Here is a 13408-nt window from a genome sequence, read left to right on the forward strand (position 1 = left end):
ATGTTATCAGTTTTTATTTTGCTGATTTTAGCTTGGCATTTTTATATTGGCTATTCACGAGGTATTATCTTACAAGCTTACTATTTTGTAGCAAGTATTGTGTCATTAGTCGTGGCTAGTCGCTTTTATCAAGCATTGTCTGAAGAGATTACTTTATGGATTCCTTACTCAAATGCAGGGCAAGGTGCCAGCATGAATTTTTTCACGGACGTTAATATTTTTGATTTAGATAGAGTTTATTATGCTGGGGTGGCTTTCACAGCTATTTACATGTTAGTTTATGCCATCTTTCGTTTTATAGGGATTTTGGTGCATCTGGCACCAGTTCACCATTTTGATAGTGTCAAGCTTAATTGTCTTAGCGGCATCATGGCTGTTTTGGTAGCTTTAGTCTTCTTTGGCTTAGTCTTGACATTACTTGCAACTGTCCCGATGTCAATGGTTCAAAATCTTCTCTCAAGCAGCTGGATTGCACGTTTGATTATTAATTATTTCCAACCATTGACAGGTGTTATTAAGGCACTTTGGGTAACAGCCATTTTAGGATAAGAAGAAGGGCGTTTAGCCCTTATTTTTGTATGAACATGAGTGTGCTAAAAGAGCACTAGAATAAGGTAAGTTTTGGTATAATAGTGATATGAATAACAGAATTTTAGAACAGTTAGAATTTGATAAAGTCAAGCAACTTTTTGCTGGCTATTTACAAACTGAACAAGGGCAAGATGAATTGCGTAAGCTTGCTCCGATGACAGATTCTGACCGTATCTCACGTTCTTTTGCTGAAATGTCAGATATGGAGCAGATTTTTGTTGAGCAACATGGCTTTGGTTTAGGCAGTTTACGTGATATTTCTGAAAGCATGCGCCGCTTGGAATTAGATGCGGATGTCAATGTTTCAGAGATTATTGATATTAAAAAAATCTTGCAAGTATCAGCAGAAGTTAAGCATTTCTATAACGATTTGGAAAATGTTAACTTGACGGCTTTAAACACTCTTTTTGAGAAAATTGAGCTTTTGCCAAGTCTGCAAGGAAATTTGCAAGCCATTAACGATGGTGGATTTATTGAGAATTTTGCAAGTCATGAATTAGACCGTATTCGTCGTCAAATCAATCATGATGAAAGCAGAGTTCGTCAAGTCTTGCAGGACATTTTGAAAAAGCAAGCTGACCATTTGACAGAGACTTTGATTGCTAGTCGTAATGGCCGTGCAGTTTTACCTGTGAAAAATAGCTACCGCAATCGCATCTCAGGGGTTGTGCATGATATTTCAGCATCAGGAAGCACGGTTTATATTGAGCCGCGTGCAGTGGTGCAACTAAATGAAGAAATCACACAATTACGCGCAGATGAACGCCATGAAATGGCTCGTATTTTACGCGAATTGTCAAATATGCTTCGCCCTCATACTAATATTATTCGAAATAATGCTTGGGTTTTGGGACATTTGGATTTTGTGCGTGCAAAATTCCTCTTCATGCAAGAAAACAAAGCAGTTGTTCCACAGTTATCCACAGATAAGACTGTGCAGCTCTTGCAAGCCCGTCACCCACTGTTGATAAATCCAGTCGCAAATGACTTGCATTTCTTAGATGAATTGACAGTTATCGTCATCACTGGTCCAAATACTGGTGGTAAGACGGTTATGTTGAAAACTTTGGGATTAGCGCAGCTAATGGCACAATCAGGACTTCCAATCCTAGCTGACAAAGGTAGTAAAGTCGCTGTTTTCAATGAGATTTTTGCTGATATCGGTGATGAACAATCTATCGAGCAAAGCTTGTCAACATTCTCAAGCCATATGACAAATATTGTGGATATCTTGGCGGCAGCTGACAAAGATAGTTTGGTACTTGTGGATGAATTGGGGGCAGGTACTGATCCGCAAGAAGGAGCTAGCCTTGCCATTTCAATCTTGGAGCATTTGCGTTTGACACAAGTGAAAACCATGGCAACAACTCACTATCCTGAACTAAAAGCTTACGGCATCGAGACAGAGTTTGTTGAAAATGCCAGCATGGAATTTGACACAGAGACTTTGAGTCCGACTTATCATTTCATGCAAGGTGTGCCAGGGCGTTCAAATGCCTTTGAAATTGTCCGTCGATTAGGTCTTGCTGAAGTGATTGTCAATGAAGCAGAGCGTTTGACGGATTCTGATACAGATGTTAACCGCATCATCGAGCGTTTGGAAGAACAAACGCATGAAAGTCGTAAACGTCTTGACCACATCAAAGAAGTAGAGCAAGATAACCTCAAATTCAACCGTGCAGTCAAGAAACTTTATAACGAATTCTCACACGCCAAAGATAAAGAACTTGAAAAGGCTTCTGCTAAGGCACAAGAAATTGTGGATAAAGCCATGGCTGAAAGTGAAGAAATCCTTAAAAATCTTCACCACAAAGCAAGCCTTAAACCACATGAAGTCATTGAAGCTAAAAGTCAGTTGAAAAAATTAGCACCTGAAGTTGATTTATCGAAAAATAAAGTTCTTAAGAAAGCCAAGAAATTGCGTGCACCGCGCGTGGGTGATGACATTATCGTCACAGCTTACGGTCAACGCGGAACCTTGATTAACCAAACCAAGAATGGTAAATGGGAAGCACAAGTTGGTCTTATTAAGATGACGCTTAAAGAAGACGAATTTAGCCTTGTCAAAGTTCAAGAAGAAGAACAAAAACCGAAGAAAAAACAAGTTCATGTGGTTAAGAAAAGCAAGAAATCTGCTGGACCACGTGCTCGACTTGACCTTCGTGGTAAACGTTATGAAGAAGCCATGCAAGAATTGGACGAATTTATCGACCAAGCCTTGCTTAACAACATGGCTCAAGTTGATATTATTCACGGTATCGGAACAGGTGTTATCCGTGAAGGGGTCACAAAATACCTTCGTCGCAACAAACACGTCAAATCATTCGGCTACGCCCCACAAAACGCAGGTGGCAGTGGCTGTACCATTGCAAATCTAGGGTAAAAAAACTGTCCAGTGGACAGTTTTTTCTGTGAATAGACAAAAACCTGCAATTTTGCAGGCTTTTTAAATGTAGAAAATGCAAATAAATTTATTTTTGTCCAAGCAGGATCATTTGGTCGATGGCATGACGGGCACCTTTAATAGTGTCTTCGTCAAGCTCAATCTCTTCACCTGCTCGTCCAAGTAAACAGTTGTAAATGTCAGCTAGAGTTGTCATTTTCATGTTATGACAAACACATTCAGTTGATAATAAATAGAAGCGTTTATCAGGGCATTCAAATTGTAAATGCTCAACAATACTGCTTTCAGTACCAATGATAAATTCTTTGTCAGTGCTATTTTTAGCGTAAGCCATGATTTCTGTAGTACTTCCAGCAAAATCTGCCAACTCAGTAACCTCAGCTAGACATTCTGGGTGAACCAGTACTTTAGCATTTGGGTGAGCTTCACGTGCTTTGAGCACATCGCGTTTACGCATGCGCATGTGTGTTGGGCAACCACCTTTGAAAAATTCAAATTGCTTATCAGGACATTGTTCAGCGACCCATTGACCAAGGTTGCGGTCTGGAACAAAAAGAATCTTATCGTTGTCAATGTTGTTGATAATTTTAACAGCTGAAGAAGATGTGACGCAGACATCGACCATTGTTTTCACTTCTGAAGTGGTGTTGATATAAGCAACGGTAGTGTAGTCTGGGTGAGCATCTTTTAGCCAAGTAACGATTTTTTTATCAATTTGAGCGGCCATTGGGCAACCAGCCATTGGGTTGGCTAGAAGAGCTGTTTTTTCCGGTGATAAAACTTTAACGGTTTCTGCCATAAAGCGCACCCCACACATCATGATGGTACCTTGTGGTGCTTTGGCAGCATATTTACTTAAAGCAAAAGAATCGCCTACAAAATCGGCAACTTCCCAAATGTCGTGACTTTGGTAGGCGTGTGCTAAAATACAAACTCCTTTGTCTTTTTTGAGACGTAAAATTTCGTCTTGCATCTCTCTTGTATTCATTATATGTTTATGGGATCCTCCTAGGATTGTCTTAGTTATATATTATAGTACCGAGTCAAGAATGTGTCAAGACACCTGTAAATAAATTTTAATTGGGTGTCTTGTCATGTGTCTTGATTAGTGGTAAAATATGTTCTAAGTCGTATGATCTTAATTGATAAGAGTTGATTGAAAAAGTTCCTAAAGACTGATTTAAGTAAGCCTCGCATTGATATCATACAGAAAATGAGAAGCTTATGCTTAGGTCAGTTGATGATGGTATTCTAGGAATTCTTTTTTTATCTGACTCACCAAATGGATTGTTTATTCAACAATCGTTAAAAAAGAAGGTTTGTATGAAAACAAATGTACTTATTGTCGGTAGTGGTTGTTCAGGACTTTATACGGCCCTTAATTTGCCACAAGAACTTCAAATTACTATTATCTCTAAAGATACATTAGAACACAGTGATTCTTTCTTGGCACAAGGTGGTATTTGCATGTTGAAAGACGAGTCTGACTACGACTCATTCTTTGAAGATACTTTGCGTGCTGGTCACTACAAAAATGACAAGGTTTCTGTTGATTTGATGATTAAGTCATCGCCTGATGTTATCAAAGATTTGATTAGTTACGGTGTTGATTTTCAACGTGATGAAAATGGTAACCTTGCTTTCACTCGTGAAGGTGCTCACTCTGATAAACGTATTCTTTTTTACCAAGATACTACAGGTAAAGAAATCACAAGCAGATTGTTAGCTGCGGTCAAAAAACGTCCAAATATTACCTTGATGGAACACACTTGTCTTCTTGATATCTTGGAAGAAGATAACCGTTGTTATGGTGGTGTGGTCCGTCTTGAAAATGGTGATTTGCAAAAAATCACAGCTGATGTGACTGTTCTTGCTAGTGGTGGTGTTGGTGGTTTGTACAAAAATAGTACTAACTTCAAGCATTTGACTGGTGATGCGCTAGCTATTTCCCTAAAACATGATATTGAGCTTAAGGACATGTCTTATGTACAAATTCACCCAACAACCCTTTACCAAGAAAATCCAAAAGAACGTTCATTCTTGATTTCTGAGTCCGTTCGTGGTGAAGGAGCTCTTCTTTACGATAAAAATATGAATCGTTTTGTCGATGAATTGCAACCGCGTGATGTGGTAGCACAAGCCATTTTAAAACAAATGGAAAAAGACGGGACAGACCACGTCTGGGAAGATTTGCGTACCATTCCGAAAAAAGAATTGGAAGAACATTTCCCAAATATCTTGGCACACTGTCGTGAGTCTGGTTACGACCCATTCACAGAATGTATTCCAGTTGTGCCAGCACAGCATTATTTCATGGGTGGTATCAAGGTTAATCACCATAGTAAGACAAGTATGGACTTCCTTTATGCTGTTGGTGAAACAGCTTGTAATGGGGTTCACGGTCAAAACCGTTTAGCAAGTAATTCTCTTCTTGAAAGTCTTGTTTTTGCAAAACGCGCAGCTAAGGACTTGGTTGCTAAGTATGAGAGTGTATCCGTGCTTCCAAAAACTTTGGCTGAGCTTGATTTGCTAGATTATCAAGATGACGATATCTTGGCAGACGACTATAAAAAATTAGTTGTTGAAAAATTAACAGAAAATAATCAACTAGAAACTGTTATCGGTTAATGGTTGTGAGATATGAGAAAGGATAATGATGTTAGATCCAATTACCCTAAAATTAAATGTTGATCCGTTGATTTTGAGCGCTCTTTCAGAAGACATCAATAACGAAGACGTGTCAACTAACAGTGTCATGTCAGAAAATGTAGCTGGTCAAGTTGACTTGATTTGTAAAGAAGATGGGATTATCTGTGGGCTTCCTGTTTTCGAGCGCGTCTTTTATTTGCTTGACCCACAAACAAAGTTTGACGTTTTGGTGAAAGATGGCGACGCTGTTAAGGAGGGACAAAAGCTTGGCACAGTCTACGGTGACATCCGTGTGCTTCTATCAGGAGAACGTACAGCACTGAACTATCTGCAACGCATGAGTGGGATTGCGACTTATACACATGAAATGGCTGATCTTCTAAAAGACAGTCCGATCACGCTTCTTGATTCACGTAAGACCACACCAAATAACCGTATTTTTGAAAAATACGCTGTTAAAATCGGTGGCGGTAAAAACCATCGTTACAACTTGTCTGACGGTGTCCTTTTGAAAGATAATCACATCGGTGCTGCTGGTGGTGTTAAAGAAACTGTTCTTGCTGCTAAAGATTATGCACCATCTGTCCGTAAAATTGAAATTGAAGTGGAAACACTTGAGATGGTTAAAGAAGCAGTTGAAGCGGGTGCCGATATTATCATGCTTGATAACATGGACCATGACCAAATGCAAGAAGCTGTTGCTTTGATTGCAGGCAGAGCAGAAATTGAAATTTCTGGTAATGTGACTAAGGCTAATGTCGCTTCTTACTTGGACTTGGACGTTCAGTACGTCTCAAGTGGTGCCCTTACTCACTCCGCTAAAATATTGGATTTATCTCTTAAAAATCTGCATCCTGTTTGTTGATAAATAAGTGGATAAGTTTTAAGGCAAAAAATTATTGTTCAAAAAAATCCCCAGCTCGATTGAGTTGGGGATTTTGTGTTGATAACTAAAAAAGAAAAAGTAATAATCCACAGATGATGCCAATAAGATAACCAGCCGCAACATCATGCGGGTAGTGAACTCCACCAATGACACGGCAAATAGCGATGACTAGCGATAAAACAAGGAAAAGAATTCCTAAAATCGGATTTAGTCGCAAAACAGCCATGCTGATAATCGTTGCTGAAAAGACGTGGCGACTTGGCATGGATTGCCCTTGGGTATCTTTTTGGATGAGGGGATTAATCTGCCAAGCCTCGTAAGGACGTGGTACGTTAATCATCTTTCGCATCAAGGATACAAGGATAAACGACACTCCAGGGATAAAGATAGCTGGGATAAGTTGGCTTTGCTGTTTGACAAAAAGGTAAATAAGCAGTAGCGGATAGACCAGATACATGACCGCTGTTAATAGTCTGTTGATAAGTCTCAAACTGTGGACAGCGCGTGGATTTTTTCGGATTGGGTCAGTTATTTTGGCATAAAAATCAGCGTAATTTTTCATAGGCTTCCTCTGAGTAATGATAATTTTATTATAGCACATGAGCTAGAATAGGGGGAAAATGATAATTTTTCCAAAAAAAGAAAATTCCGTAGCAATTAGTTGTCAAAATGGTAAATTTCCCGTAAAATAGGCTCATAAACTAATAGAAAAGGAAAAAGAACTTTGGGATGCTTGGTTGATTCGTATCCGTTTTTTCATGAAAAACAAGTCAGTCCATCTGGGAGTTCAAGGTAATTACATTATGGCACACAATATTACTGATGCTACATTCGAAGCAGAAACAAATGAAGGTCTTGTCCTTGTTGACTTTTGGGCAACTTGGTGTGGTCCATGCTTGATGCAAGCTCCAATCTTGGAACAGTTGTCAGAAGAAATGGATGAGGACGAGCTTAAAATCGTTAAAATCGATGTTGATGAAAACCCAGAAACAGCTCAAAAATTCGGTATCATGTCAATCCCAACATTGCTTTTCAAAAAAGATGGCGAAGTTGTGAAACAAGTCGCTGGTGTTCACACTAAAGACCAAATCAAAGCAATCGTTGCTGAATTGAGCTAATTAAGTATTTATAGATGACAAACTCCCGAAATTTTTCGGGAGTTTTTTGGTGTTAGAAATAGTATAATGGTAAAAAAGCTAAAGAAAAGGATTTTAGGAGGACGTGAGATGAATTTCTATAATTTAGATTACATTACGCAGCATCAGTCTTTTAATCTGGTTTTGAGGTCTGTGATTTTGATTGTCTTGCTTGCTATTGTGATGTTGACAAGTCTGCACTACATGCGAAATAGGCTGAAGACGCGTCTTCGCGATATTAGTATTGGTATCGTGGTGTTGATGTTCATTCTTCTGGGGATTCAAGTTGAAGATTACATGCAAAATAACCATGATTTTTCGCAGTCACAAGTTCTTGTCAAATTCATCAAAAGTGTGGCTACGGATAACGATTTAAAACCTGAGGATGTCTTAGTCAATTCAACGACCTTAAAAGATGGTATCATTGTACGCTATAATAAGGAGGACTATACTGTTCATCTGAATGATGATAATAATTCTTACACACTTGAGCGCACACACGTGATTGATCACCGTATTTACCTTAATGGAGGAAAATAGCTGATGAATATGTATCTTTTAGTCAGTATCAAGTTTTTACTAGGGATTTTGGCGACCATTCTACAGATTAATGTTCTTGGAAAATATGAATTCTCGGCAAATACTCCACTTAATCAGATTCAAAACTTTGTTCTTGGTGGTATTATCGGTGGTGTGATTTACAACAGTTCAATTTCAATTTCAACCTTTTTGATTATTTTGTTGATTTGGTCTTTGGTGGTTATTATCGTAAAACTTTTGATTAACAATAAATACATTAAATCTCTTGTTGTGGGAAATCCAGTAATTTTGATCAAAGACGGCAAAGTGAATGTGGAAAATTGTGCACAACTAGGTGTTACAGCAGACCAGCTGATGCTCCATTTGAGAATGGAAGGTTTGAATTCGACCCAAGATGTCAAGAGTGCCATCATGGAGCCAAATGGGAAGCTAACGGTTCTAGATAAAAATTCGGAAAATCCGAAGTTTCCACTGATTAGCAATGGTCGCATTAATTATGATGTCTTAGAATTAATCAATCAGGATGAAGAGTGGCTGCTAGAAAAACTTAAGGAACAAAATATTGATAACCCTAGAGAAATCTTTTTAGCTGAATACTTAAATGGAAAATTGTACCTGGTTCCCTATTCAGAAAAATAAAATTGATAAAATCACCAGATTTTCTGGTGTTTTTTCTTTTCTTTTTCGAATAAATAAGTAGGAGGAAAAGAGATGCGACTTGTAACGATTTTTTGCTTGTTATTGCTAGCCTCTTTATTTCATTGTGGGGATGCTAAAGCTGAAACGGCAGATAATATTCAATTTGTAAGTCTTGATGAGGTCAAGGGTAAAATGGCAGCTAAAGAGGACTTTTATTTGTTGATTGGTCGACTTGATAATGTTGATACTCAAAATGCTTTAGACAGACTCAGTCAAATTGACCAAGTGATTTATTGCCTTGATACCAAAGATATTGATTATGTTGCTTACAAAAAATTTGCCAAGAAATACAATATCAGAACCATGACACACTTGACACATTTTCGTGGAAAGTATCAGTTTGCAGTAGCTAATGTCCTAACAGCTGACCTAGCAGGATTTTTCGCGGTTTAAGTTAAAATCTGTTAACTTCTTTAAAATTTGTTATACTAAAGCTGACATAAAAACACATCACAGTTGGTAGTCTGTGAGTACAACATGTATCAGTAACCTTCCCCTTCCGAGGTCGTCCATTGTCAATTTTTTTAAGGAGGGGCTGTTATGAAAATGACAGTATATTTTGATGGGGCATTTTGGTCGGCTTTGATTGAATTTACGGATTCGAAGAAACGTTACAAGGCTTTTCGTTACGTGTTCGGTAAAGAGCCAAAGGATGATGATATTCTAAACTTTATTGATGTTTCTTTGGGAAAATGGCTGCGCAGGTATGATAAGGTTGAAGTAAGCTCTGAGTTTTCAGCGCCAGCTATTTCACAGAAAAAACGAAATCCAAAACGAGTGCAACGTGATATCAATAAGGCAAAGTATAAGCCTGTGGTGTCAACGAAAGCTCAGCTTGCTATGCAGGAAGTGCGTGAGGAAGTCAAGAAAGCTCAAAAGTCTAAGCAAAAGGTGAAACGTGAGCTAGAAAAGGAACGAAAATACTTGCTTAGGCAAGAAAAGCGTCATCAGAAAAAGCGGGGACATTGAAAAGAAAAAAGTTTAAGTTTTATATAAGAAAAAATTCAGTTTGGCTTAAGCTAGTCTGGCTATACTATAGTCAATCCTAAATAAACTTTCTTTTTCATAGTTGTAGCAGCTGTTGACATAAAGTAGCTGTTGCGAATCTCCTAGAAATTCCAGATTTTAAATCTGGAATTTTTTGTATGTAAAAGGATTTGGTGTTTTTTCTAAGCTGTTAAAAGATTGTGAATAACGAAAAAAAGCACCCTTTATCTTGGCGTATAGGGTGCTTTTCTTATGCCTAGAATATTAATTCTATTCTCCTTGGTGTTGACTATTTAATCAAGATACTCAGCGATGGCTGTATCAGTTGCGATACGTCCAAATGTGAAGATGTCTGTTAGTGAGTTACCACCGAGTCGGTTACCTGCGTGGAGTCCACCTGCAACTTCACCAGCAGCAAAGAGACCTTTGATAATTTTGCCATCTTCGTTGATGACATGGGCGTGAGTATCGATTTTTAGACCACCCATCGTGTGGTGTGTGGCTGGTTTACGTGGTGTTGCGTAGAATGGTGCTTTTTCGACTTTGAGGTCGAAGGCACCTTTGTCAAATTCAGGGTCATGACCAGCGTCAACGTATGAATTGTAATTGGTGATTGTTTCTACCAAAGTAGCGGGGTCAATGTTGATTTGTTCTGACAATTCTTCCAAGGTATTAGCCTTAAAGAGGGTACCTGCTTCAACTTGGGCATCAATTTTTTCTTGGCTAGTGTTGTAGGCTGTTTCTTTGATGTTTTCATCTGCGATGAGATAGAAGAGACCACCGTTATCAATAGCTGCTTGTGATAATTGGTCACGGCTACCGTATTCATCGACGAAGCGTTTACCTTTGGTGTTGACCATGATGAAGTTTGCTGGCGGAACTTGCAAACCTGTGAAGAGAGCACCAGTCACTGGGTCTGATACTGGCATCATTTGGCTAAAGCCCATACCAACAAGGTCTGCACCGACAGATTGACCAAGTAGGATACCGTCACCAGTTGCAGCAGAGGTATTTGAAGTAGCAATATTATCATCAATTTCTGACCAGTAAGTGTTGTATTTTTGGAGCATTTTAGTATTAGCTGCAAATCCACCTGTTGTCAAAATCACAGCTTTACCATTGACGGTAATAGTTTGTCCATTGCGTCCGCTACCTTTGACACCTGTGATGACACCATCGGTTACAACGAGTTCTTTAACCTGGGTATCTGTTAGAATGATTCCTCCGTTTTTCAAAACAAAATCTTTCAAAACAGCGATGTAGGCAACGCCCATTGGAACTTTTGGTTTATGACCACGACGCCAAATAGCACCAACTGGCATAGTTACTTCGTCACGTAAGAATTCAACACCGATATTTTCAAGCCAATAAACAGATTCAAGAGCACGTTCTGTTAAGACGCGAATGAGTTCGTAGTTTCCGTGAATTTCGTGACCTTTGAGGTCTTTGCGTTTACCGCCAAGATAAGTTTGGATGCGGTAGGGAAGTTTTGAGTCAAAGAGGTAAGTTGGGTCTTTGAGGTATTCTTCAATTTCAGTCTTAAGAGCACGGAAATCTGGCAAGAATTCAGGGTCAATAGTTGACTTATCAATGTCATGAAGTTCTTGCAAATTGTGAGCTTCACCAGGATTAGCAGGAAATGTATTTTGCCAAGTAGGGTCAGGTACATTCATTGGACCACCAGCGCGGACAGTGTTTCCGCCGACTGCTGGGAATTTTTCAACGAGGATGACTTTTTTACCAGCTTGAAGGGCTCGAGCAGCTGCTATCAAACCAGCACCTCCCCCACCGACAATGACAAGTTCTGTGTCGTAAGTTTTGTCTTCTTTATCAAGAGCTGAAGGAGCTTTTGGACGTGAACGAAGGGCGTCAGGATTAGCACCAGCTTGGCGCACCGCACGCGCGCCCCCATTTAGGACACCTTTTGAAGTAACTGAAGCACCAGAAATGGCATCGACATTAAGGGTTTGACCTTCGATGATTTCGTCTGGAATACGGGTGAAGACCACATCAGCAATACCGCCAGTTTCACCAGAAGAATCAATATCAATAGCTTCGATGCGTTCTTCTGAAAGGGTTACTGACATTGGTAGGTCACCGTTGTGACCGACAGTAGTGACGTGATAAGTACCGGGTTCAAATCGTACGTCTTCAGGTTGGTTGAGCTGATTAGCAATATTGGCAAAGCGAATAAAGCGGAAGAAGCAAGATTCTAGGAAATCAATGGTTCCTTGGTCTTTAAGGTCGCCATTTTCATCAAAGGCATGTTGGACACGCCCAAGTAAAAATTCACTACCAGGCATGACAACAGCATTAACTCCTGGGGCGTCTAGAATTTGACGTAGGTGAAGTTGTGCGCGTGAAGAACCTTGAACATCATATGAAGCTCCCACAATCATAATTGGCTTGCCTGTCAAAGGGTGAATGTTAAATGACAACCATTCGATAAGACTGTTTAGGCTTGATGGAATGGTGTGATTGTGTTCTGGTGTAGCGATGATAACCCCATCAGCTTCAGTGATTTTAGTGTTGAAAGTTTGGATAACAGCAGACTCTGTTTGGTCATCAGTTTCATTAAACATTGGAACATCAGTGATTTCCAGAATCTCAATGTCTGCTTCTTTGGCAAAATGTTTTGCCATGTATTTGAGTAGAAGTCGGTTGTATGAGTGTTTGGCATTTGTTCCGACGATGGCAACTAATTTCATAATAAACCTCCTAGTCTTTTTCCCAAGCAAAAGCTTTTTTACGGTTGGTATTAGCTTTGCTGACAACTTGATTGGTAATATCTACAAAAGCTAGAAATTCCTTGAAATTATCTTCAAGTTCAGCGACTTTTTCAGGATTATTGAGATTAAAATTGTCATCTAACACTTGTTCGGAATGACCAAGAAGAAATTCTGTGCCAGGCATGATGCGAGCTTTCAATTCAGGGGCATCCAAGATTTGACGAAGATGTGCTTGTGCGCGTGATGTTTCTAGTGCTCCAAGAGAAGCTCCTACAATCATGGTTGGTTTATTGATTAGCGCACGACTTGTGTAGGCAATCCATTCAAGAGCAGAAGATAGCGGTGCTGGAATGGTATGGTCATACTCAGGTGTAGCGATGATAACCCCGTCTGCGCTAGCAATTTTTTCAGAAAATGCAGCAACAACAGCAGGAGCAATCTTATCCTCAGGTTCATTGAAGGCAGGCAAATCCTTGATTTCAAGCAGTTCAATGTCGGCCACATCAGCAAAATGCTTAGCCATAAATTTTAACAACTTACGGTTTGTTGAACGAGTTGAATTTGTCCAACAATAGCAACTAATTTCATATAGTCAACTCCTTTTACACAAATAATTACCTTTATCATACTCCTTTTTCAAAATAATTGAAAACGTTTTTGTTATAGGAGAGGAAAGTATCATTTTTTAAGAATATAGTATGACAAGAAAAAGAGCCCTGAAACATCAGGGCTCTTACTTAAGGATACGTTTTTAATATCTGTGAACGATTCATCTTGAGATATTATC

The 13408-nt window shown here is 39.2% G+C and carries 12 protein-coding genes and 1 pseudogene; 9 read left to right on the forward strand and 4 right to left on the reverse strand.

Annotated features, from left to right (window positions below; genetic code table 11):
• On the forward strand, positions 1–549 hold the full coding sequence (locus STRINF_RS05015) for a CvpA family protein (RefSeq protein ID WP_006531957.1): 549 nt from the start codon (positions 1–3) through the stop codon (positions 547–549).
• Between the two features lie 88 nt (positions 550–637).
• A complete protein-coding gene (locus STRINF_RS05020; protein WP_006531958.1) occupies positions 638–2974 on the forward strand; it encodes an endonuclease MutS2 in 2337 nt (778 codons plus the stop codon).
• Positions 2975–3062: 88 nt separating this feature from the next.
• Here STRINF_RS05020 and nadA read toward each other — a convergent pair whose 3' ends face one another.
• Positions 3063–3983 carry a quinolinate synthase NadA gene (gene nadA, locus STRINF_RS05025; protein ID WP_006531959.1) on the reverse strand — a complete coding sequence of 307 codons (921 nt, stop codon included), beginning with the start codon at positions 3981–3983 and terminating at the stop codon, positions 3063–3065.
• A 335-nt stretch (positions 3984–4318) separates the two neighbouring features.
• Between nadA and STRINF_RS05030 the strand changes: the two genes are divergently transcribed.
• Entirely contained in the window at positions 4319–5623 is a 1305-nt protein-coding gene (locus tag STRINF_RS05030; protein WP_043878358.1) for an L-aspartate oxidase, read from the forward strand.
• A 28-nt stretch (positions 5624–5651) separates the two neighbouring features.
• Positions 5652–6509, forward strand: coding sequence for a carboxylating nicotinate-nucleotide diphosphorylase (gene nadC / locus STRINF_RS05035; protein WP_043878359.1), 858 nt, complete (start codon positions 5652–5654; stop codon positions 6507–6509).
• An 85-nt stretch (positions 6510–6594) separates the two neighbouring features.
• Here the strand turns inward: nadC and STRINF_RS05040 are convergent, their stop codons facing one another.
• Positions 6595–7092, reverse strand: a complete 498-nt coding sequence (locus tag STRINF_RS05040; protein WP_015695638.1) for a phosphatase PAP2 family protein — start codon at positions 7090–7092, stop codon at positions 6595–6597.
• 241 nt (positions 7093–7333) lie between these two features.
• Here STRINF_RS05040 and trxA point away from each other — a divergent pair, with 241 nt between their 5' ends.
• The 5 genes from trxA to STRINF_RS05065 all read left to right on the forward strand — a co-directional run bounded on the left by trxA (position 7334) and on the right by STRINF_RS05065 (position 9874).
• A complete protein-coding gene (gene trxA / locus STRINF_RS05045; RefSeq protein ID WP_015695637.1) occupies positions 7334–7648 on the forward strand; it encodes a thioredoxin in 315 nt (104 codons plus the stop codon).
• Positions 7649–7756: 108 nt separating this feature from the next.
• Positions 7757–8206: a DUF3290 domain-containing protein gene (locus STRINF_RS05050; RefSeq protein ID WP_039696312.1), complete on the forward strand. Its 450-nt coding sequence runs from the start codon at positions 7757–7759 to the stop codon at positions 8204–8206.
• A gap of 3 nt (positions 8207–8209) precedes the next feature.
• Complete coding sequence (locus tag STRINF_RS05055) at positions 8210–8845, forward strand: DUF421 domain-containing protein (protein WP_006531965.1); 636 nt, start codon at positions 8210–8212, stop codon at positions 8843–8845.
• Positions 8846–8917: 72 nt separating this feature from the next.
• Positions 8918–9298, forward strand: coding sequence for a hypothetical protein (locus STRINF_RS05060; protein WP_006531966.1), 381 nt, complete (start codon positions 8918–8920; stop codon positions 9296–9298).
• A 147-nt stretch (positions 9299–9445) separates the two neighbouring features.
• Entirely contained in the window at positions 9446–9874 is a 429-nt protein-coding gene (locus tag STRINF_RS05065) for a YjdF family protein (protein ID WP_006531967.1), read from the forward strand.
• A gap of 311 nt (positions 9875–10185) precedes the next feature.
• On the opposite strand, the gene STRINF_RS05070 is transcribed toward STRINF_RS05065, so the two are convergent.
• On the reverse strand, positions 10186–12600 hold the full coding sequence (locus STRINF_RS05070; RefSeq protein ID WP_006531968.1) for a flavocytochrome c: 2415 nt from the start codon (positions 12598–12600) through the stop codon (positions 10186–10188).
• Between the two features lie 10 nt (positions 12601–12610).
• A pseudogene (locus tag STRINF_RS05075) lies at positions 12611–13209 on the reverse strand (NADPH-dependent FMN reductase).
• Positions 13210–13408 lie beyond the last annotated feature (199 nt).

The sequence above is a fragment of the Streptococcus infantarius subsp. infantarius ATCC BAA-102 genome, from assembly GCF_000154985.1.
In the GTDB taxonomy this organism is placed as follows: Bacteria; Bacillota; Bacilli; order Lactobacillales; family Streptococcaceae; genus Streptococcus; species Streptococcus infantarius.